17 protein-coding genes are annotated in these 20924 nt (G+C 36.1%); 6 read left to right on the top strand and 11 right to left on the bottom strand.

What is annotated here, in order from left to right:
* Nucleotides 1–8: 8 nt before the first annotated feature.
* From CEY12_RS21355 to CEY12_RS21340, 4 genes are read right to left on the bottom strand one after another with little or no spacing between them, the layout of a single operon-like run.
* The gene (locus tag CEY12_RS21355; RefSeq protein WP_089029579.1) at nucleotides 9–776 is read right to left on the bottom strand and encodes a TIGR02757 family protein; all 768 of its coding nucleotides are present in this window, start codon (nucleotides 774–776) and stop codon (nucleotides 9–11) included.
* Between the two features lie 8 nt (nucleotides 777–784).
* Complete coding sequence (locus CEY12_RS21350) at nucleotides 785–1699, bottom strand: ribonuclease Z (protein ID WP_089029578.1); 915 nt, start codon at nucleotides 1697–1699, stop codon at nucleotides 785–787.
* Between the two features lie 59 nt (nucleotides 1700–1758).
* Nucleotides 1759–2355, bottom strand: a complete 597-nt coding sequence (rdgB, locus tag CEY12_RS21345; RefSeq protein WP_089029577.1) for an RdgB/HAM1 family non-canonical purine NTP pyrophosphatase — start codon at nucleotides 2353–2355, stop codon at nucleotides 1759–1761.
* An 8-nt stretch (nucleotides 2356–2363) separates the two neighbouring features.
* The gene (locus CEY12_RS21340; protein ID WP_089029965.1) at nucleotides 2364–3194 is read right to left on the bottom strand and encodes a CPBP family intramembrane glutamic endopeptidase; all 831 of its coding nucleotides are present in this window, start codon (nucleotides 3192–3194) and stop codon (nucleotides 2364–2366) included.
* 262 nt (nucleotides 3195–3456) lie between these two features.
* Here CEY12_RS21340 and CEY12_RS21335 point away from each other — a divergent pair, with 262 nt between their 5' ends.
* The 3 genes from CEY12_RS21335 to CEY12_RS21325 all read left to right on the top strand — a co-directional run bounded on the left by CEY12_RS21335 (nucleotide 3457) and on the right by CEY12_RS21325 (nucleotide 7393).
* On the top strand, nucleotides 3457–5049 hold the full coding sequence (locus CEY12_RS21335) for a peptide chain release factor 3 (protein WP_089029576.1): 1593 nt from the start codon (nucleotides 3457–3459) through the stop codon (nucleotides 5047–5049).
* Nucleotides 5050–5295: 246 nt separating this feature from the next.
* Nucleotides 5296–6240, top strand: coding sequence for a DUF4349 domain-containing protein (locus tag CEY12_RS21330; protein ID WP_089029575.1), 945 nt, complete (start codon nucleotides 5296–5298; stop codon nucleotides 6238–6240).
* A 124-nt stretch (nucleotides 6241–6364) separates the two neighbouring features.
* The gene (locus tag CEY12_RS21325) at nucleotides 6365–7393 is read left to right on the top strand and encodes a cupin domain-containing protein (protein WP_228409750.1); all 1029 of its coding nucleotides are present in this window, start codon (nucleotides 6365–6367) and stop codon (nucleotides 7391–7393) included.
* 120 nt (nucleotides 7394–7513) lie between these two features.
* Here CEY12_RS21325 and CEY12_RS21320 read toward each other — a convergent pair whose 3' ends face one another.
* Both CEY12_RS21320 and CEY12_RS21315 read right to left on the bottom strand, forming a co-directional pair.
* Nucleotides 7514–7879, bottom strand: a complete 366-nt coding sequence (locus tag CEY12_RS21320) for a hypothetical protein (RefSeq protein ID WP_089029573.1) — start codon at nucleotides 7877–7879, stop codon at nucleotides 7514–7516.
* 24 nt (nucleotides 7880–7903) lie between these two features.
* Nucleotides 7904–9043: an acyl-CoA dehydrogenase gene (locus CEY12_RS21315; protein WP_089029572.1), complete on the bottom strand. Its 1140-nt coding sequence runs from the start codon at nucleotides 9041–9043 to the stop codon at nucleotides 7904–7906.
* Between the two features lie 145 nt (nucleotides 9044–9188).
* Between CEY12_RS21315 and CEY12_RS21310 the strand changes: the two genes are divergently transcribed.
* Nucleotides 9189–10967: an AMP-dependent synthetase/ligase gene (locus CEY12_RS21310; protein ID WP_089029571.1), complete on the top strand. Its 1779-nt coding sequence runs from the start codon at nucleotides 9189–9191 to the stop codon at nucleotides 10965–10967.
* 231 nt (nucleotides 10968–11198) lie between these two features.
* Here CEY12_RS21310 and CEY12_RS21305 read toward each other — a convergent pair whose 3' ends face one another.
* A complete protein-coding gene (locus tag CEY12_RS21305) occupies nucleotides 11199–11975 on the bottom strand; it encodes a zinc ribbon domain-containing protein (protein ID WP_089029570.1) in 777 nt (258 codons plus the stop codon).
* A 2-nt stretch (nucleotides 11976–11977) separates the two neighbouring features.
* Entirely contained in the window at nucleotides 11978–13075 is a 1098-nt protein-coding gene (locus CEY12_RS21300; RefSeq protein WP_089029569.1) for a Nif3-like dinuclear metal center hexameric protein, read from the bottom strand.
* A 60-nt stretch (nucleotides 13076–13135) separates the two neighbouring features.
* Between CEY12_RS21300 and CEY12_RS21295 the strand changes: the two genes are divergently transcribed.
* Both CEY12_RS21295 and CEY12_RS22410 read left to right on the top strand, forming a co-directional pair.
* On the top strand, nucleotides 13136–13963 hold the full coding sequence (locus CEY12_RS21295) for an ion transporter (protein ID WP_089029568.1): 828 nt from the start codon (nucleotides 13136–13138) through the stop codon (nucleotides 13961–13963).
* Nucleotides 13964–14006: 43 nt separating this feature from the next.
* The gene (locus tag CEY12_RS22410) at nucleotides 14007–14165 is read left to right on the top strand and encodes a hypothetical protein (RefSeq protein WP_157676876.1); all 159 of its coding nucleotides are present in this window, start codon (nucleotides 14007–14009) and stop codon (nucleotides 14163–14165) included.
* 44 nt (nucleotides 14166–14209) lie between these two features.
* Here CEY12_RS22410 and CEY12_RS21290 read toward each other — a convergent pair whose 3' ends face one another.
* From CEY12_RS21290 to CEY12_RS21280, 3 genes are all read right to left on the bottom strand, one after another.
* Nucleotides 14210–16186: a T9SS type A sorting domain-containing protein gene (locus tag CEY12_RS21290; RefSeq protein ID WP_089029567.1), complete on the bottom strand. Its 1977-nt coding sequence runs from the start codon at nucleotides 16184–16186 to the stop codon at nucleotides 14210–14212.
* 111 nt (nucleotides 16187–16297) lie between these two features.
* On the bottom strand, nucleotides 16298–18256 hold the full coding sequence (locus tag CEY12_RS21285) for a T9SS type A sorting domain-containing protein (protein ID WP_089029566.1): 1959 nt from the start codon (nucleotides 18254–18256) through the stop codon (nucleotides 16298–16300).
* Between the two features lie 114 nt (nucleotides 18257–18370).
* Nucleotides 18371–20794, bottom strand: a complete 2424-nt coding sequence (locus tag CEY12_RS21280) for a fibronectin type III domain-containing protein (protein WP_089029565.1) — start codon at nucleotides 20792–20794, stop codon at nucleotides 18371–18373.
* Nucleotides 20795–20924 lie beyond the last annotated feature (130 nt).

Raw genomic sequence — 20924 nt, 5'->3', positions numbered from 1 at the left:
CTTCAACTTTATAAAAATTCTTTACTTACTCCTAATCCAAACAATGCAAAATCATATTTTGCAGGATCTTTATCATCAAATTGTCTGATGACCCTGTCCAGCTCTTCTACGGTCTTCCAATCGTTCTGTGTTCTGGTTATTAAATTCAGTTTTCTTGAAATATTTCCCGTATGTACATCCAATGGAATAGATAAATATTTTTGGTCAATATTTTCCCAGATCCCGAAATCTACACTCCGTTTGTCTTTCCTTACCATCCAACGCAGAAACATCACAATTCTTTTTGAGGAAGAGTTTTTATAGGGAGAACTTATATGTTTATGGCTTCTATGCTTTTCTGTTTCTAAAAAAGAGCTCCTAAAACGCTCTATGGCATGCAGAAAATTAATTTCAGAATCCTTCACTTCAAATAAGTTTTCCAAACTGTCATTTTCTTTATAAATTTTATTGAACTGTTTAATGAAATAAATAAAATCTTCACCATTAAAAGTTCTATGAATATTTTTCTCCCGAATGGATTCCAAATCTTTTTCTGAAAAATTCATCACAAAATCATAGGGAGAGTTCCCCATAATATCCAGCATTTTTTCAGCCGATTTAATAATAGCCTTTCTGTTCCCCCAGGATATCGTTGCAGCCAGAAAGCCGGCTATTTCAATGTCCTGTTTTATAGAAAAACGATGCGGAATCTGAACCGGATCATTTTCAATAAAATCAACACTATTATACTGATCAGATTTTTCATTCAAAAAATCTTTTAACTCTTCAAAATTCATAGTTTCTCTCAAATTTTCACACTTTCCAGTGCTTTTGGCAGAAATGTGTTGGGGAAAATAGTTCTGGCTTCATCTGTAAATACAGTCAAATCCCCATATCTGTTTGAAAAATGTCCTAAAATTAATTTGCCTACTTCAGCTTTCTGTGCTATAGTGGCAGCTTCTAAAGCTGTAGCATGTCCTGTATAATCTGCCATTTCCTTTAAATCATGTAAAAAGGTAGATTCATGATATAAAACAGTTACATTCTTAATAATCGGAATCACTGTTTCAAGATATCTTGTATCGCTGCAGAAAGCATAAGAAACGGACGGCATAGGATCAACAGTTAATACTTCATTTTTCAAAACATATCCATCGCTGAGAACAAAATCCTTTCCTGCTTTTATATTATGATAATCACAAACTTCAATTTCGTTGTATTTCGAAATCTCTTTCATGTTAATATGCCTGTCTTTTGGCTTTTCTTTAAAAAGATAACCATTGCAGTAAATTCTGTGATCCAAAGGTATCGTATATACTTCTACTCTATGATCCTCATAAATCTTTTCAGAATAATCTTTATCCAACTCATGATAAACAACTTCAAAGCCACGATGAGTTTCTGTAATGGTAAAGATAGTTTCAAGCATTTTTTTGATTCCCTTTGGTCCGTACACGTGAAGGGGAGTTTCCCTTCCCAACAATCTAAAAGATGCAATAAGACCCGGCAGTCCAAAACAATGATCACCATGAAGGTGTGAAATAAAAATATGATTAATTTTCGAAAACCTTGCCTTTGCCTTTCTCAACTGTACCTGTGTACCTTCCCCACAGTCGATGAGAAAATGTCTTTCTTCCATTTCTAACAACTGCGCCGTAGGAGAAGTGTTAATGGTCGGAATTGCTGAATTAAAGCCTAATATCGTTAAATAAGTACTCAAATCAATAGTTTATAACAAATGTACGACAGAAATTCTGGATATAGCCACTTCCAGAATCATTATTGCTGCTCATAAGCAATTTTCAAATGATCTAAAAATAGATCCAGTGCCTGCTTACGGTGGCTGATCTTGTTTTTATCTTCAGGATTCATTTCAGCAAATGTCTTTTCATATCCTTCAGGAACAAAAATCGGATCATATCCAAATCCTTTATGCCCTTTATTTTCGGTTAAAAGATTTCCATTTGCTCTTCCCTCAAAATACTGGGCTCCATTTTCATCATAATAGCATAAAACAGTGATAAAATAAGCTTTCCTGTTTTCGACCCCCTCCATTTCAGACAACACTTTTTCAATGTTTTTACCAAAATCATGATCCCCTGCATACCGTGCAGAAAAAATACCCGGCCTTCCGTCCAAAGCATCCACAACAAGTCCGCTGTCATCTCCCAAACTTGGAATTCCAGTTTTCTCGAAACAATATTTTGCTTTGATAAGCGCGTTTGCGTTAAAGGAGTCCCCATCTTCTACAATTTCCTCATGGATATCATAATCCGTGAGACTTTTAACAACATAATCTGTTCCCAGTATTTGTTGAATTTCTTCTTTTTTATGCTGATTGTGTGTAGCCACTAATAATTCCATATCCTTTTTCATTTTTTTAATTAAATTTCTGAGTAATGTACTTTATACTTTTTCATAAAAAGATAATAGAATAAAGAAAAAAGTACAATTCCAACTGCTAATAATATCCATTCAGAAACTTTGAATGCTCCTGAAAAACTTTCATTTTTTGTATAAGTAATCAATAACGAGGAACAAAGGTTATTAAAGCCATGCAAAAGCATTGGCAATAAAAGGGATTTGGTTTTATAATACACAAGTCCTAAAACACAACCTAATAGAACGGCACCTACAAACTGCCATGGATTCCCATGTACCAATCCGAAGATAATGGAAGCATATAAAATCGCTTTCCATGGTTTTACTCCCTTATTGATTAGCCCCCTCTGAATAATTCCTCTAAAAATAATTTCCTCAAAAATAGGAGCCATAATTACAGCCGTAATAATCATTACAACGGGGTCATCTGTCAACTGATTCATCAGGTCGCTGAAAAATTCATAATACTTACCAAAAAAAGGACCCGTTATTGGAATTTGGGAAGTTATAAATTCAGCAATAAGCATCATTCCGATCATTAAAGGAAATATGAGGAGATAAGTATAAAAATTAGTTGGTGAAAAATTAAAGTTCAGTTTCTGTTTTGTGGTTGGCCTTACAATGAAAAAATCAAAAAAAGCAATGGCAGTTAAAAAGCCTGCGGCATTTGAAAACATAAAAAACCAATCTTTTAATTGCAGGTTTTCTTTAAAGATAATCATCCAAAAGAAATTTAAAAAAGTAACGAATAACGTTCCTACAAATAACCCACCTAGCAAAACAACACCTCCGATCCATGTGAAAGTATAGTTTGGATATTTGCTGTTTTCCATGTTTTTTCTTTGTAATAATTGAATAAACAAAGGTAATTTTTTTAACAGCCTTAGGCAACAAAAAAAGAAAATTCTTGTCCTAAAAAGCTTTTCTCCGTTCATGAAAAGTAAAGTATTTCAAAAAATCCAGCTTTTTTGCTGATATAAAAACAGACAGTATAAGATCAATTCCCCTGCAAAAAATAGGGACTTTGATTTTTGTTTTGTAATTAATTTGACAACCTCATAAAAAATCACGATTTTTGCAACTTCAAAATACACTATGTCAGACTTAATCAAAGAAATACAAAAAAGAAAAACATTTGGGATCATTTCTCACCCCGATGCCGGAAAAACCACTCTTACAGAAAAGTTACTCCTTTTCGGAGGAGCTATCCAGGAAGCGGGTGCTGTAAAATCCAATAAAATAAAAAAAGGAGCAACTTCCGACTTTATGGAAATCGAGAGACAAAGAGGAATCTCGGTAGCTACTTCCGTATTAGCTTTTGAATATAAAGGACACAAAATAAATATTCTCGATACTCCGGGTCACAAAGATTTCGCAGAGGACACCTATAGAACATTAACCGCAGTAGATTCTGTGATCGTTGTTATTGACGTTGCAAAAGGGGTCGAAGAGCAAACTGAAAAATTAGTTCAGGTTTGCAGAATGAGAAACATTCCAATGTTGGTTTTCATCAACAAGCTGGATCGTGAAGGTAAGGATGCTTTTGACCTCCTTGATGAAGTTGAGCAAAAGTTAGGATTAAGTGTAGTTCCTCTTTCTTTACCTATAGGAATGGGAAGTGATTTCCAGGGTATTTATAATATCTGGGAAAATAATATTCAGTTATTCCTGGAAGAGAAAAAACAAAAAGTCGGAGAGACCGTAAAGTTTGACAATATCAATGATCCAGCAATCGATGAGTTAATCGGAGAAAAGGCAGCGAAGTCTTTACGTGAGGAACTTGAACTGGTACAATCTGTTTACCCTGAATTCAGCCGTGAAGATTATATGAAAGGTGATCTTCAACCTGTTTTCTTTGGTTCAGCTTTAAATAACTTTGGAGTACGTGAGCTATTAGACGCTTTTATTGAGATTGCCCCAATGCCACAACCTAAAGAAAGTGATACGCGTATTGTAAAACCTGAAGAAAATACTTTTACAGGATTCGTATTTAAGATCCATGCCAATATGGATCCAAAACACAGAGACCGATTGGCATTTGTAAAGATTGTTTCCGGGACCTTTAAAAGAAATGAAAATTATTTATTGGTAAGAGAAGGTAAAAAGATGAAATTTTCATCTCCAAATGCTTTCTTTGCGGATAAAAAAGAAGTTGTAGACGAAAGTTTCCCAGGTGATATTGTTGGATTGCACGATACAGGAAGTTTCAGAATCGGTGATACTCTTACCGGTGGAGAAAAATTAAGCTTTAAAGGAGTTCCTAGCTTTTCTCCTGAACATTTCCGTTATATTAATAATAATGACCCACTTAAAGCTAAACAATTGGCTAAAGGTATTGATCAGCTTATGGATGAAGGGGTAGCCCAGCTATTTACCCTTGAAATGAATAACAGAAAGATCATTGGAACGGTAGGTGCACTTCAGTATGAGGTTATTCAATACCGTCTTGAACACGAATATGGCGCTAAATGTACTTACGAGCCATTATCCATGCATAAAGCATGCTGGGTAGAAGCCGATGAAAAATCTGAGGAATTTAAGGAGTTTGCAAGGCTAAAACAGAGGTTCTTAGCCAGAGATAAATACAATCAATTGGTATTTTTAGCAGATTCTTCTTTCACCATTCATATGACACAGGAAAAATTCCCGAATGTAAAGTTACATTTCATCAGTGAATTTAATCAATAGGAGTATTTATCTTAAAAATATGGAAACCGTTCAGTATACTACTGAACGGTTTTTTTATGATCAAACCAGACAAAACCTTTTTTAAAAATCAGTAAAACAAACTATCAGTTCTTTGTAAAATCCTTTTACAAAACTTACAAAAACCTCATTATATTACACTTACGAATTTACCAAAAGAATACATGCTTTTTACAAGTACAGCTTTCTTCACCCTCCTAATTTTACTTCATCAAAAAAATAAATCCTATGAAAAAGCTAATCTTACTTATAACCCTATCCAGTACATTCATTATGTGCACTAAAAAAAGCGAAGCAACCAATTCTCCGCTTAAAGACGCTGTACGATCAGCAGACAGCACCCTGACAGCCGCCTCTGAAAATATTAATGAAATTAATAATACGGCGGAAGCTGTTTTTGATTCTGCAAATGTAAAGATCAAAGAATTTGATGCGACTAAAAATGATATCAAAGAAAAAATTGAAGCCACTTCAAAAAGTGTAGATTCTTTATCACAAAAAATTGCTGCTACCAAATTAGAATCAAAAAAAGAAAAGAAAGATTCAACAGAAAAAAAATCTGAAAAAATAGTGATCAATGTTCCTTCGCCCAAGGTGATCAAGGAAACCAAGGTGATTTACAGAAACAAAACCAATAAGGAAAATAATGACATCAGTCTTTCCAAAAACAAAATGGTAAAGACAGGGACCTTAGAGCTAAATGTTGAAAATGTTGAAAATGTGGAAACTGCCAAAGAAATAGTCCAACAGGAGGTTAGAAAATATGATGGTTTTATCAGAAGTGAGAGTATTTCATCAAATAATGATCATAAAAAAATAGCTTACTTAAAAGCAAAAGTTCCTATTCAAAAATTTGAATATCTGATGGATGACCTAAGCAGTATTGGCACTGTTGAAAATAAAGGAATTGAATTGTCCGGACAGAATTATCTGGAAAACACCATGTGTGACCTGGAAATCACTCTGTATGGAGCAGCGGAAGGATATGCTAAGAATGATGAACCTAAAACTTTTGCAGACCGGTCTTTTGCCGCAATCTCTTCTGGCTGGGATGTTATAACAGGTATATTTTTATTCATCCTTCCCTTCTGGCCTTTATTCCTGATTGGAGCAGTCGGGTACTATTTCTATAAAAAGAAAAACAAAAATGCTACTGGCGACCAGATTAATTAAGATTTAAATCCATCATTTCTGATGGATTTTATTTTAATATTATTTTAATCAGAAGTTACCTTTTGAGAAAAATAATCTTCACTAACTTTATGCTATTAAAATAAAATCTCAAAAACTGACATCCGTGAATAATCTTCCCAATTTTAAATATGAGCTGGAAAAAAAAGAACCACGACTGGGTCCTGGTGGTATTACAAGAGGTGTTTCAGTAAAAGAATTTGAAGCATCACAGAATCTGGCTGGGGTAAGCATGCATTTAGATCCCGGAGCCATCCGTGAACTTCATTGGCATGCAAATGCTGCAGAATGGGGATATGTTCTGGAAGGCCAGATGAGAACTACTGTAATTGATCCGGAAGGTACTGTTTCAACAGATATTTTCAATCCGGGAGACGTTTGGTATTTCCCAAGAGGTTTTGGTCATGTATTACAGTGTATCAGCACTGAAAGCTGTCATTTCATACTCATATTTGATAATGGGGATTTTTCTGAGGATCACACCTTTAGTATTACCGACTTTGTATCGAGTGTTCCCGTAGAAATTGCTGCACAAAACTTGGGAATTACCCCCGAAGAAGTAAAGCAACTGCATCAGGGAGAGGCTTATTTCGCACAATGTGAGCTTCCTGATATCTATTCGGGTCTCGCTTCTGCAAGAAGTGAAATAAGTCTTGTTTCAAAGCACCGCTATCCTCTTGGCGCACAGCAACCTATTGTTGTTCCTGGTGGAGGCATCCAGAGAGTGGTGACTCAGAAGGAGTTTAACATTGCTAAAACCATTACCGGAAGCATATTTGAAATTGAACCAGGTGGATTAAGAGAAATGCATTGGCATCCTAATGCAGATGAATGGCAGTACTACATTCAGGGAAAAGCGGAGATGGGTGTCTTTCTGGCAGAAGGGCAGTTTGTGAAAGATGATTTTGAGAAAGGTGATGTAGGGTATGTTCCAATGGGGGCCGGACATTACATCAAAAATACAGGTACTGAGAAACTTATTGTGCTGCTTGGTTTTAATAATGGTCTCTATGAAGCCATTGATCTAAGCAGTTGGATTGGTGGAAATCCGAGAGATATCTTAAAAGGTAATTTTGGGGTGGGTGATGATATCATCGATAAGTTTCCAAAATCGGGCCAGCTGATCATTAAATAAGCGGTCAATCTTTTTTAAACGGCTTGCTTAAAAAAGAAAATTATAAACAATAAAATAATATTATATCTTAATATTTTGTGGTGCGTGTATGTGAAAGGCTCTCAAACTGAGAGCCTTTTACTATTTCATATTTACTACTTTATCTACTACATATCTTGTGTTTCCCCTCCATGGCAATGTTCCTTTATATTCTTTATAATGGAGATCAAAGCTTTTACCACTATTCGCCTCCAGTTGTTTGAATACATCCGGATCACTGACTGAAAACTCAAATTCATAGCTGGTAATACCTCCGGCTTTTCCACGGCCGAAGCCTTCCTGAATCAGTTTACCTTCATACGTTTTGAAAACATACCCTTTTTTGATCGCATAATTCAGATAACCTGATTTTACCCCTTCACCAAATACAAAGAAGTATTTATACCATACGAATACTCCTAAAAGAAGTAAAACTATACCTAGAGAGATCCACCAGCCTTTTTTCATAAGTAGTTGTGTTTGTTTTATTTTTTATTTTGAAATACTTCTGGAAATCACAATTTTCTGGATTTCAGAAGTTCCTTCATAGATCTGAGTGATTTTAGCATCACGCATAAATCTTTCTACATGGTATTCTTTTACATATCCATATCCACCATGAATCTGAACAGCTTCAATAGAAGTATCCATTGCCACCTGAGATGCATACAATTTAGCCATCGCTCCACTTTCAGAAATATCTTTTCCAGCATCTTTTTCAGTTGCTGCCTTAAAGCAAAGCATTCTTGCTGCCGTAATCTGAGTCGCCATATCTGCCAATTTGAAAGCTATAGCCTGGTGGTTGATAATTTCAGTTTTAAAAGCTTTTCTTGTTTTAGCGTATTTAAGTGCCAATTCATAAGCTCCTGAAGCAATACCTAAAGCCTGGGAAGCAATTCCAATTCTTCCCCCATTTAATACTGCCATTGCAAAATTGAATCCAAAACCATCTTCTCCGATTCTGTTTTCTTTCGGTACTTTCACATTATTAAAGATCAAAGAGTGGGTATCACTTCCTCTGATTCCTAATTTGTCTTCTTTTGGTCCGATTTCAAAACCTTCCCAACCTCTCTCTACAATAAATGCATTGATTCCTTTGTGTTTTTTCTCTGGATCAGTCTGTGCAATTACAATATAATAAGAAGCTGTACCTCCGTTGGTAATCCAGTTCTTGATTCCGTTTAAAAGGTAGTAATCTCCTTTATCTTCAGCAGTGGTTTTTTGCGATGTAGCATCTGATCCTGCTTCAGGTTCAGATAATGCAAATGCTCCAATTACCTGGCCACTTGCTAAAGGTGTAAGATATTTGTGTTTTTGCTCCTCTGAAGCAAATTTTTCAAGACCAGCACAAACTAATGAATTGTTTACAGACATTACAACCGCTGCAGAAGCATCTACCTTTGCAATCTCCTCCATTGCCAAAACATAAGAAACACTATCCATACCTGCTCCACCATACTGAGGATCTACCATCATTCCTAAAAGCCCCATTTCCCCCATCTTCTTTACTTGTTCTGTTGGGAATTTCTGATCGCGATCTCTTTCAATAACTTCTGGTAATAGTTCGTTTTGTGCAAAATCTCTTGCTGCCTGCTGAATCATCAGCTGTTCTTCGGATAAATTAAAGTCCATAAAAATTAATAATTAGATGGTCGTAAATTTACACTTTTTAAGCAAACCTGAAAAAATATTTGGCATTTGAAAATTACAGGTTGATTAACGCTATTTTCACAAAAATGCTTATATTTAAAATTCCTTAAAAATTACATAAAAAATTATGACGATCAAAAGATTATTCGATATACCTCACTATGCTTTGGAGAAATATCCTAAAACGGATATGTTCGTTACAAAGCATCAGGGTGAATGGAAAAAAACTTCCACACAAGAATTTATCAATCAGGGGAATAAAATATCCAGAGGACTTTTAAAACTGGGAATAAAACCGGGTGATAAAATTGCCCTTATTACAACGAATACCCGTACAGAATGGGCTATAATGGATCTGGGACTCTCACAAATAGGTGTGGTTTCAGTGCCTGTTTATCCCAGTATATCTCATGAAGACTATGAATTCATTTTCAGTAATGCTGAAATACAATATTGCTTTGTTTCTGATAAGGAATTACTTGACAAAGTAATGAAAGTAAAACATAACATTCCTTCTTTACAGGGTGTTTTCACATTTGATGTAATAAGTGGTGCTCCCAATTGGCGTGAAATATTGGATCTGGGGGAGGATGATTCTACCCAAATTGAAGTGGAAGATCTATCCAATGCAATCAATTCTGAGGATCTGGCTACCATTATTTACACGTCAGGAACTACAGGAAAGCCTAAAGGGGTTATGCTGACGCATCATAATATTGTTTCTAATGTTTTGGGATCCATTCCCAGAATTCCTAAGAAAAAAAGCCTCGACTATAAAGATACACGGGTTTTAAGCTTCTTACCTATCTGTCATATTTTTGAGCGAATGCTTTTCTATCTGTTTCAGTACAATGGTTTCTCCGTTTATTTTGCAGAAAGCATTGATAAAATGGGAGAAAACGTAAAAGAAGTTAAACCTCATTATATGAGTGTTGTTCCCCGATTAGTAGAGAAAGTATATGACAAGATCTACAATACAGGATCTTCTGCAGGTGGATTAAAATCAAAAATATTCTTTTGGGCATTGAATTTAATCTCAAAAAAGAAAGAGGTTTCAAAACCATCGGGTCTTTTAGAACTTATTGCTGATAAGCTTGTATTTTCTAAGTGGAGAGAAGGTTTAGGAGGTGAGATCATCACATTAGTTTCCGGCTCTGCCGCTCTTTCTACAAGATTGAATCTGATGTTCCAAAATGCAGGAATTCCTATCCTGGAGGGATATGGACTGACAGAAACTTCTCCCGTGATCTCTGTAAACAGTTTTGACAAAATGAAAATCGGAACAGTAGGTTTACCGTTAGATAATTTGCATGTAAAAATACAGGAGGATGGCGAAATAACAGTAAAAGGTCCCTCTATCTTTATCGGTTATTTTAAGAATGAAGAAATGACAAAAGAGGTCTTCACAGATGATGGATACTTCAAGACAGGAGATATTGGAAATATAGATGCAGATGGATTCTTGCAGATCACTGACCGTAAGAAGGAAATGTTTAAAACCTCTGGTGGAAAATATATTGCGCCACAGATTATAGAGAACCTTGCTAAAGCTTCTAAGTTCATTGAGCAGGTGATGGTTGTGGGTGATGGCGAAAAAATGCCATGTGCTCTTGTACAGCCTGATTTTGAATTTGCTAAGAGCTGGGCGATGCGAAATAATTTAAATATTGGTTCTACTCCACAGGAGATAGCTAAAAGCCAAGAATTAAAGGAAAGAATAGAAAAAGAATTTGATGGGATTAATGAACACCTAGGAAATTGGGAAAAAATTAAAAGAATTGAACTTACTCCGGAAGTTTGGAGCATAGATGCAGGTCTTCTGACTCCTACTCTAAAACTAAAGAGAAAAGCTATTAAGGAAAAGTTCATTGACTTATACAATAAAATGTATGAGCATCATGAATAAAAAATATAAGCCGCTTTATGGAGCGGCTTTTTTTTGGCTAAAAATATCTTCTCGCAGATTTTGCAGATCTGATTTCAATGATAATCATGGCACCCGTCATTCCGTAGAAATCCAAATTCCTGCCTTTATATAGCTTATAGAGATTCCCCTGAGCAAAACAAGATGTAGATATATAAAACAAAAAAGCTGTTTCATTTCTGAAACAGCTTTTATATTTAAAAAAAACGGTAATTAAAATTTAATCACAGATTTCATTCTTTCATTTTCTTCCATTACCAATTCGTCATCCACTAAGATTTTTCCAGAATGCTCATCGATAATAATTTTCTTTCTTTGAGCAATTTCCATCTGCTTTTGTGGTGGGATGGTAAAGAATGATCCTTTTGGAGCTCCTCTTTCTAATCCTACAACCGCTAAACCATTGATTGAGTTGGTTCTGATTCTGTTGTAAGAAGCAAGTAATCTTTCGTCAATTTTACCTGCAAATTCTTTTGATTGCTCTAGCAAATAATCTTCTTCTTTCTGTGTTTCAGAAACCAATCCTTCCAATTCTTCTTTTTTGAATTTTAAGTGATTTTTAAGATCGTTGATTTTCGCATTCAACTCTTCTACGGTTTCATTTTTATGTGTGATTTTGATACCAAATTCTTTAATTCTTTTTTCCGCAAGTTGGATTTCAAGATCTTGGAATTCAATCTCCTTACCTAAAGCTTCAAACTCTTTATTGTTTCTTACGTTATCTTGTTGAGATTTGTATTTCTCAATTAGAGTTTTTGCATGGTTAATTACTTCATGCTTTGTTTTGATCTGATCGTCCTGATCTTTGATCTCTGCATGAAATTTTTCAGCTCTTTTTTCAAGCCCTTCAATTTCGATTTCCAGATCTTCAACCTCAATTGGCAATTCTCCTCTTGTATTTCGGATTTCATCCAATCTTGAATCTATGATTTGTAAATCGTATAAAGCTCTTAATTTCTCTTCAACTGAAATATCGTTGGTTTTTGCCATATCTAAAGGAAATAATTTACTGGGTTTGTTTTTTCGTTGGATTTTGAGATTGCAAATGTACTAAATTTTTGTGACAAAATTTCAAATAATTGTTTTACAACCCATTGTTCTGATTCATAATGCCCTATATCACAAATTAACATTTTAGATTCCGCTAAAAAAAAGTCGTGATATTTAATGTCTCCTGTCAGGTAGGCATCACATTTTTTGGATAATGCTGATTTTATTCCACTAGCTCCGGAACCTCCTAAAACACCTACTCTCTTGATTTTCTTATGATTCAATCCTGAATGCCTGATCACTTCAAGATTGAACTTTTCTTTAACAAATCGTAAAAAATACTCTTCACTCACTTCCTCTTCCAACTCACCATACATTCCCAATCCTGAATATTGATTTTCATTATCCAAACTGTAAATCTGATAAGCAACTTCTTCATAGGGATGTGAAGATTTCATAGCAGAAATAATCTGCGATTGTTTATAGCCTTCAAAAATCACAGAGATCATATTTTCATCCGTGTTTTCTCTGATGTCTTTCTGTCCTGAAAATGGATTAGAACCTTCAACAGGTCTGAACGTTCCAGCGCCATTGATACTGAAGCTACATTCATCATAAAAACCTATATTTCCTGCTCCCGCAGAAAAAAGAGATTCCTTCACCTGCTCTGAATAGTCTTTCGGAACATATACGGTAAGCTGCTTCAAATTATTTTTCTTAGGTTGAAGGATTTTCACATTCTTTAAGCCCAAATGATCACATATTCCTGCATTTACTCCAAAGAAATCATTATCAAAGGCTGTATGGATTGCATAGATGGCAATTTTATTTTCAACCGCTTTTAGAACCGCTCTTTCCACATAGTTCTTTCCGGTTAAAGATTTTAGCCCCGAAAAAATAATAGGATGAAAACACACAATAAAATTTAGTCCTTTCTGAATAGCTTCTTCAACAACATTTTCCAAAGCATCGTGGCACACCAGGATTCCACTCACCTCACGATCAGAAACCCCACACAACAAACCTACATTATCAAAATCCTCTGCCTGCTGTAGCGGAATACGCTTCTCTATTTCCGAGATTACTTCACTTATTGTCATTTATTATGTATGTTTGCTACGAAAATAGGGATAATTTCTTAAATTAGAAAAACTCAAATTATGGAAAAAGAACACAATCTTGTCCCAGAGGATACATTATGGAAAAAATTTCTTTATCGTGTTATATATCGCGCTGACACAAAGCTGGGCAAGCTTTTTGATATTATATTACTCGCTTTAATCCTTGTCAGTACATTGATCATCATGATGGAAAGTGTACCTCAGTTAGACAGAAGGTTCCATTTAACATTTATCATTCTTGAATGGATCATCTCTTTGTTTTTCTCTGTTGAATATGTGACACGTATAATCGTGGTAAAGAATAAAAAAAACTATATTTTCAGTTTCTTTGGAATTATAGATTTCCTCGCTCTTGTTCCATTTTACTTAAGCTTTTTCTTTCCGGTCACAAAGTATTTTTTGATATTCAGAATGCTTAGAATGTTGAGGGTTTTCAGGATCTTCAACCTATTGGATTTTATGAATGACGGGTATCTTATTGTACGTGCACTAAAAAACAGCTCTAGAAAAATCTATATATTCCTTCTGTTTCTCATTATCTTTTCAGTGATTGTCGGCTCATTGATGTTTATGGTAGAAGGGGGAAGAACAGGATTCGAGACCATTCCGCAATCCATTTACTGGGCTGTAGTTACGGTAACTACAGTTGGTTATGGGGATGTTTCCCCTATTACCCCGATGGGAAAGTTTTTTGCAGTGATCCTGATGCTTGCCGGATATTCTATTATCGCAGTCCCAACCGGAATTGTAACCGCAGAAATGCGAAACAAAAGACAAAACCTGGAGATGGTCTGTGAAAGGTGCGGAAATGAAGATATTGACGACGATGCACGGTACTGTAAACAGTGTGGCAAGAAATTAGCTTAATATTGTATATCAAATTAATCTATTAACCCAATACCACAAAATCATGGAACCACAAAAGAAAAACAAACCCAGCAGTTTTATAATTATTCTTTTCGCCTTAATTGCGTTAATGATCATTGTTTATTTTATACTCGTCATGTTTTTCCCTACTGTTTTTGAACATATGAGTACTGGAGATATACAACCTGTTCCCAATAAATAAAAAAGGTGGCAATCAGCCACCTTTTTCTTTGTATTTAAGTTATTTTACTTTTTAATTATTTTTGAGGTCTTTTTAGAACCATCCTTCATTTCAAGAGTAATCAGATATATGCCTGAATTCAGACCACCTAAATGAATCGTAGAATCAGGATGAGTGATCACTTTCACGGATCTTCCGGAAAGATCAGAAACTGAGACAGATCTCACATTTGCACTATCTGAAATATTTAAAACATCTGTAAACGGATTTGGATACACCCCAGTGCTCTTTTTACCTGCTATAGCATTAGAAACCCCTAAAGCATTTCTGTCAGAACTTTCTTTGAACATATTGATCGTAAAAGGTCCTTCCATTTCATCCGTATACTGACTGTAATGTCCGACATTCACATAATAAACCGTTCCCAATACTGTTGGGACGGCTATTGTTTCTGTCTCTCCATCCCCCATAGCATCTACCGTATTTTCACATGATAAACTATTGCAAGTACCACTATAGACACCAATCTGAGGATCAAAATCACTTCCTGCCGGCATGCTAACTGTAATATTAACCGTTTCACCATCTCCGACAAATGTAAACCATGTTCCATCATTCATTCCATTATCACAAGCTGTAATAAATCCTCCGTTATTCGTTGCACCCCCTCCATCGGCCTGTACATACGTGTAAGGGAAAGAAGATGCCAACAAAGCTCCGGAGCATTCATCATTTACCGGTGGAGGCGGAATACTACCCACACAAATATCAAAACTTTGGTTGCTTCCGGCTCCATAATAACTGTATACTCTGATATAATAAGTTTGTCCCACTGTAAGTCCTGAAACTAAAGACGAAGTGGCATCAGAACACAGGATACTTGATAAGATACCACAAGACCCACTAAATACCTGAAAATAGATATCATCATCATCAACTGTTCCAATAGAGGTAACATTTAAAAGGGAAATTTTCTGAGTTGTTTTCGTAGCAACGAATTTAAACCATACATCATCATCAGGATCACCATGACATGGAGCCGCAGCCAATCCGGAACCTGTAGCCCCCAATGTGTACCCGGAAGTTACAGTACCACAATTCAGATCAGGATTTACTGTTAAAGCAACAGCTCCAAGACATTGATCATTTAAAGGTAAAGGCGGCGCTGTTTTAAACGCAGTTTCAGAGCAACCTGATGATTCACCGGCGGCTGATACAGAAACTACGCGGGCATAATACGTGGTATTCGCACTTAACAAAGAAGGCAAAACAAAATTACCTACAGTTACTGACTGCTGATTAACAATATCAGTTCCACCCGGTGTTGTGCCTATGGATATTTTATAGCTTGTAGCTCCGGTTACCGGATTCCAGAGAATCGTAGGCAATAATGGAATATAAGCTGCATTATTTGTTGGATATGTTATCAATGGACAAACCGGAATCGGCTTTTTAATAAGTCCGTTTATAGTTATCACCGATTTATATGACTCCAAATGCCCAACCGGAGGAAAAGAAGGATTCGGATTGGTCCCATCATTTCTAAAATAAAGTGTTGAATTAGACGTTGAAGGATACACATACATTATTTCATCACCATTATCATCGTAGTCCGGAGAGTTTTCGTCAACAGCTACTACCAAATTATCTATGTTATTATAAGGAAACGGTGTCGCAAAAGTAACGTTCACTACCCCACCGACATTAGCCACTGTTCCGGCATATACCTGTGTTAAGTCAGCAACAGGTATCCAATCTGACTCAGAAGAAAAATTCGATTTTGTTGTAAGTCCCAAATACACTACCCAGTCCGAAGAATGAGTCATAGACAATGTAGGATTACTGTAAAACGTGAGCCCTGTTATGTCTCCTGCTGCATTCGTGTTAATTTCCTGTTTTGAGAAAATCTGCTGTACATATGAGTATCCATAGTACGTACTTATCGGAGCTGCTCCAACATCAGTACTTCCTGTTCCCAGATTAATCTGAGCATTTAAAGCCATGCTTAGAGTCAACAAGCATGAAAGTAGAATTTTTTTCATAATTATAAGTTTGGTATCGAGTCACTAATTTACCAATAAAAAACGTATATCTTAAAAAAATGACAGCTAAAAAACTTAGCTGTCATCATTATTTATAAATAAAAATTGATTTTACTTTTTGATTGCTTTAATGGTTTGTTTGGAACCATCTTTCATATGTAAAGTTACCAAATACAGACCTCCCTGAATACCAGTTAAATAAATCACTGAACCAGGATTATCTATCGTCTTAACCAGTCTTCCTGACATATCAGAAACAGAAATAGATTTAACTTTATCAATATCTGAAATATTGATCGAATCGGTAAATGGATTAGGATAGATCGTGATTTCTTTTTTATTTCCTGCCACTTCAGAAGTTCCCAGGTTATTTTTACTGATCGTAATTGTAAAGGCTCCTTCCATATTATCTGTAAATCCACTAAAATCTCCAATATTTACATAGTAAGTATTTCCTGATAATGTAGGGATAGAAATTGTTTCTGATTCCCCAGAACCGGTATCATCTACAGTATCTTCACACTGCAAACTTCCGCAGGTACCACTGTAAACACCTATCTGTGAATCAAAATCACTGCCAGCAGGCATTGTAACCGTAATATCAAATACTCCTCCATCTCCTACAAATGTAAACCAGGTGCCATCATTCATACTGTTAGAACAAGCTGTAACAAATCCACCATTATTGGTAGCTCCACCTCCGTCAGCCTGAAAATAAGTATAAGGGAAAGCCGATGCTACAAGGGCTCCTGAACATTCATCATTTGCAGGTGGTGGTGGAATGCTTCCCACGCAAATGTCAAAACTTTGATTAGAACCTGTATCAGAATAACTATATACCCTTACATAATAAGTTTCCCCAACAGTAAGCCCTGAAACTACTGAAGAAGTAGCATCTGAGCACAGGATACTTGACAATGTCCCACATGCACCGCTAAATACCTGGAAATAAGTGTCATCATCATTAACTGTACCTACAGAAGCTACATTTAAGAGAGATACTTTGTGTGTGGTATTTGTAGCAACAAACTTAAACCATACATCATCATCAGGATCACCATCACAAGGATCTGGAATCAATCCCGAATCTGTTGCCCCTAAGGTATAACCTGCAGTTACTACACCACAGTTAAGATCAGGGTTTACAGTTAAGCTGATCGCTCCTGCACAGTCATCATTTGGAGGCAATGGTGGAACTGTTTTAAATATGGTTTCTGAACATCCTGTCGACTCGCCGGTACCTGATACAGAAATTACCTTCAAATAATATGTGGTATTTGCAGTCAATGCCGCAGAAGGTGTAAAGCTGTTAGTTGTTACAGACAATTGATTGGCAATATCAGTCCCTCCAGAAGTAGTTCCTATAGATACTTTATAACTCGTTGCTCCGGAAATGGCATTCCAGCTAATGGTTGGAGACAAGGAAACAAAAGTTGCATTATTCATCGGACTCGTTACAAACGGGCAGGCAGGAATTGGATTTTCTGTAAGCCCCAGAAAGGTAACCACTGATTTATAATCCGCCAAATCCCCTCCTGGTGGAGAAGCAGGATCAGGATTCGTTCCATCACTTCTAAAATAAAGAGTTGAATTTGAACCTCCGGGATATACATACATGACCTCATCATTGTTATCATAACCTGCAGAATTTTCTTCAGCTGCTACCACTAAATTATCTGTATTGTTATAAGGAAACGGTGTTGCAAAAGTGATTTCCACGACACCATTTGCGTTGGTAACGGTTCCTGCATATACCTGTGTCAGTTGGGTAGATGGTATCCAGTCTGTATCAGAGGTAAAATTAGATTTTGTCGTATGTCCCAGATAAACCACCCAATCAGATGAATTAGCTAAAGACATTGCCGGGTCTAAATAAAATTTCATGCCGGTAATGTTTCCTGCAGCATTGGCGTTGATTTCCTGCTTTGGATAAATCTGCTGCACATAGGAATATCCATAATAGGTACTGATAGGAGCAACTCCTACGTCGGTGCTTCCTGTACCCAAGTTAATCTGGGCATGCAAAGCCACGCTTATTATCAATAAGCACGATAGTAAAAATTTTGTCATAAATTAAAGTGTATAGTGTTTAGAATACTAATTTACTAATAATATCACATATAAAGTAAAAAAATGACAGCTAAAAACTTAGCTGCCATCATTATTTATAAATTAAATCAAGATCTATTTTTTGATCGTTTTTATCGTTTGTTTAGAACCATCTTTCATCTCAAGTGTAACCATATACATTCCTGATTTTAATTCTCCTAACTGAAGAACTGAAGTAGGATTAGTGATTGTTTTCACCAATCTTCCTGCCACATCAGAAACGGAAACAGATTTCACTTTAGAAATATCAGAAATATTAAGATCGCTACTGAAAGGATTTGGATATACTTTAATATTGTTTTTAATATCCTTCACCTCACTTGTTGCTAAATTTGATGTAAGATCAATATTAATATCATCAACCATTAAATAGAATCTGTCAGCTATTGAATACGCCTGGAATCCAAAATAATAAACTCCGGTAGTAGTAGGTGTAAAAGTAAGAGATTCTGAATGTATTACTCCATCATTAATATTAGGATAATCCGCAAGTACGTTGGTCATTCCAGCTACATTGGAAGAAGTTCCGTAAGCAACTTTTAATTTCTCAGCGTAAGTGGTACCGCTATTGGCATATTTATAACTGATTGTATAAGAAGAACCAGCTGTTAAATTAATCCCCTGAGTGAAAAACCAGGTATTCGCAGCAGAAGAAGAATTCCATTTATATCTCAATACTTTTCCGGAACTATTAAAAGGAGCATATCCTGCCTCTGTTGTCCAGATATTTCCTGTTCCCACATTAATTGCGCTGGAACAACCAGGCAATGAAGAAGCCGGCACATTTTCAAAATCTAAAACATAAGGTACATTGGTTGCCGGACATGCCGTTGTGAATGTTCTTTCTGAACAAGGTGTAACCGGACCAGCAGTTGTAGAAGTATTTGCAGATAAAGAATAATAATATGTCGTAGAATTTGCTAATGTTGTAGTAAGCGTATAGCTAGTTACTGCACCTCCCAGCGTCACATTAGCAACATCGCTGGCACCTGAAGTAGTTCCCACTTTTAACGTATAACCCGTTGCACCGTTTACAGCAGTCCAGGTTATTGTAGGAGTAGTACTTACACCACCTTCAGCTGTTCCCGGAGATGTAACTGTAGGACAAAGGCTTAATGTTGTAAAGTTTGCAGAGCTGGACCACACCCCTTTATCTGTTCCATTACAATTTGCTCTTACCCAATAGTAATACTGTGTACCAGGAAGTAATCCCGATAAGTTTGCTGTTACAACAGCTGCAGCAGTTACACCTGATGGCGTTGTAGCATTTGTAGGAGCTGTAGACGATGTACTATAATAGTATTCATATCCATTAGTCGGAGGAGTTGTGGAAGCCGTCCAGTTAATAGTTCCTGTATCCGGTGTTAATGCAGAGGAAGTAAGACCTGTAACTGTACTTGTACAATTGGCTAAAGTTATAAAAGAACCAGCCGTAACATAACCATTACCAGTTCCTGCTAAATTAGGTATATGAGAATACGTAGCCTGTGTAGTACCATTTAAAGCCTGCACCTGAACCTGATATGTCGTGTTTTGCGTTAAACCTGTAATTGAAGCAGTCGTTCCAGAAACAGGATTACCACTAAAATTAGTCCAGTCACAGCTTCCTGAATCTCTATACTGAACATTATAAGCGGTAGCACCTGTTGGAGCTGTCCAATTAATTGTTGCACCACTATTGGTTATTGCAGTTGTTGCAGCAAAAGTTCTCACCGGCAACTGAGTACCAGGCGTCCATGTATACTGCAAACCACTTGGAATCTTTACGTTCACATTCGTGCTTCCTGAAAAAAGCATATTGCTTGAATTTGAATTCCCGGTAACAGCTTTAGACCAATCACAAGTTGTTCCAGCCGGTACATTACCAATCATAAGCGGACTTACATTGGTTGAGTAAGAAGTACTGTTTCCTCTAATACCAACTTGTGGAACCTTAGTAGTAGAAACTGTTCCCGGATCGGTACAATCACCATAAACGATATTAATTGCACCTGTGGCATAATTTAAATGAATTTGAAAATTAAGCCTTTCAGTAGCTCTATTGTCATAGTTTGCATGATCCTGCCACTGAACTACAAACTCAGTTCCAAAATCCTGATATCTGACTTCATGATTGCCCGGAGGCTGAGTAGTATCTGATGATGAAAAACCTCCATCCTGTCCAAAAGCTGAAATTGCCCCAACGGTTGACCCCAAGGTTGATAAAGGAGTATAACTTGTTGTAGATGGCGCAGCTCCAAAAGTTATAAAACCATTTGAACTAATATAGACCGTATTCACTGCAACTCCCCCAAAGGTAAAAGGTGAAGTAAGTGTAATGGCAGAGGAAACCTCATCATCATACGTTGTATTAGATCCTGAAGGAAATACTTTAGTCCCACCTGTAATAGGTGTGTAAGTCACGCCCGTGGTCTTATTAAAAGAATAACCAGCGATGTTTGTCTGTGCGGATACCCCAATCCCTAGAGATATCAGAGACGTTAGTAGAAGTTTTTTCATATACAGTAAAAATTTAAATTGGACGGTAAATGTAAAAAATATTTCAATTAAATTCAATAAAATATTAAAATCATTACTAATTACTACACAATTTAACCATTTTTATTATAAAGAATTAAACAAACATTTA

Origin of the sequence: Chryseobacterium sp. T16E-39, assembly GCF_002216065.1 — a bacterium.
GTDB lineage: Bacteria > Bacteroidota > Bacteroidia > Flavobacteriales > Weeksellaceae > Chryseobacterium.
The sequence above is the reverse complement of the archived record's forward strand: the minus strand, read 5'-3'. Positions and strand labels throughout refer to the sequence as shown.

Excerpts from the sequence above, each read along its gene's own strand:
- CEY12_RS21315 (WP_089029572.1), bottom strand. The coding sequence starts at position 9,043 with ATGGACTTTAATTTATCCGAAGAACAGCTGATGATTCAGCAGGCAGCA.
- CEY12_RS21335 (WP_089029576.1), top strand. The coding sequence starts at position 3,457 with ATGTCAGACTTAATCAAAGAAATACAAAAAAGAAAAACATTTGGGATC.
- CEY12_RS21340 (WP_089029965.1), bottom strand. The coding sequence starts at position 3,194 with ATGGAAAACAGCAAATATCCAAACTATACTTTCACATGGATCGGAGGT.
- CEY12_RS21295 (WP_089029568.1), top strand. The coding sequence starts at position 13,136 with ATGGAAAAAGAACACAATCTTGTCCCAGAGGATACATTATGGAAAAAA.
- rdgB (WP_089029577.1), bottom strand. The coding sequence starts at position 2,355 with ATGAAAAAGGATATGGAATTATTAGTGGCTACACACAATCAGCATAAA.
- CEY12_RS21285 (WP_089029566.1), bottom strand. The coding sequence starts at position 18,256 with ATGACAAAATTTTTACTATCGTGCTTATTGATAATAAGCGTGGCTTTG.
- CEY12_RS21330 (WP_089029575.1), top strand. The coding sequence starts at position 5,296 with ATGAAAAAGCTAATCTTACTTATAACCCTATCCAGTACATTCATTATG.
- CEY12_RS21290 (WP_089029567.1), bottom strand. The coding sequence starts at position 16,186 with ATGAAAAAAATTCTACTTTCATGCTTGTTGACTCTAAGCATGGCTTTA.
- CEY12_RS21310 (WP_089029571.1), top strand. The coding sequence starts at position 9,189 with ATGACGATCAAAAGATTATTCGATATACCTCACTATGCTTTGGAGAAA.
- CEY12_RS21320 (WP_089029573.1), bottom strand. The coding sequence starts at position 7,879 with ATGAAAAAAGGCTGGTGGATCTCTCTAGGTATAGTTTTACTTCTTTTA.
- CEY12_RS21305 (WP_089029570.1), bottom strand. The coding sequence starts at position 11,975 with ATGGCAAAAACCAACGATATTTCAGTTGAAGAGAAATTAAGAGCTTTA.
- CEY12_RS21280 (WP_089029565.1), bottom strand. The coding sequence starts at position 20,794 with ATGAAAAAACTTCTACTAACGTCTCTGATATCTCTAGGGATTGGGGTA.
- CEY12_RS22410 (WP_157676876.1), top strand. The coding sequence starts at position 14,007 with ATGGAACCACAAAAGAAAAACAAACCCAGCAGTTTTATAATTATTCTT.
- CEY12_RS21300 (WP_089029569.1), bottom strand. The coding sequence starts at position 13,075 with ATGACAATAAGTGAAGTAATCTCGGAAATAGAGAAGCGTATTCCGCTA.
- CEY12_RS21355 (WP_089029579.1), bottom strand. The coding sequence starts at position 776 with ATGAATTTTGAAGAGTTAAAAGATTTTTTGAATGAAAAATCTGATCAG.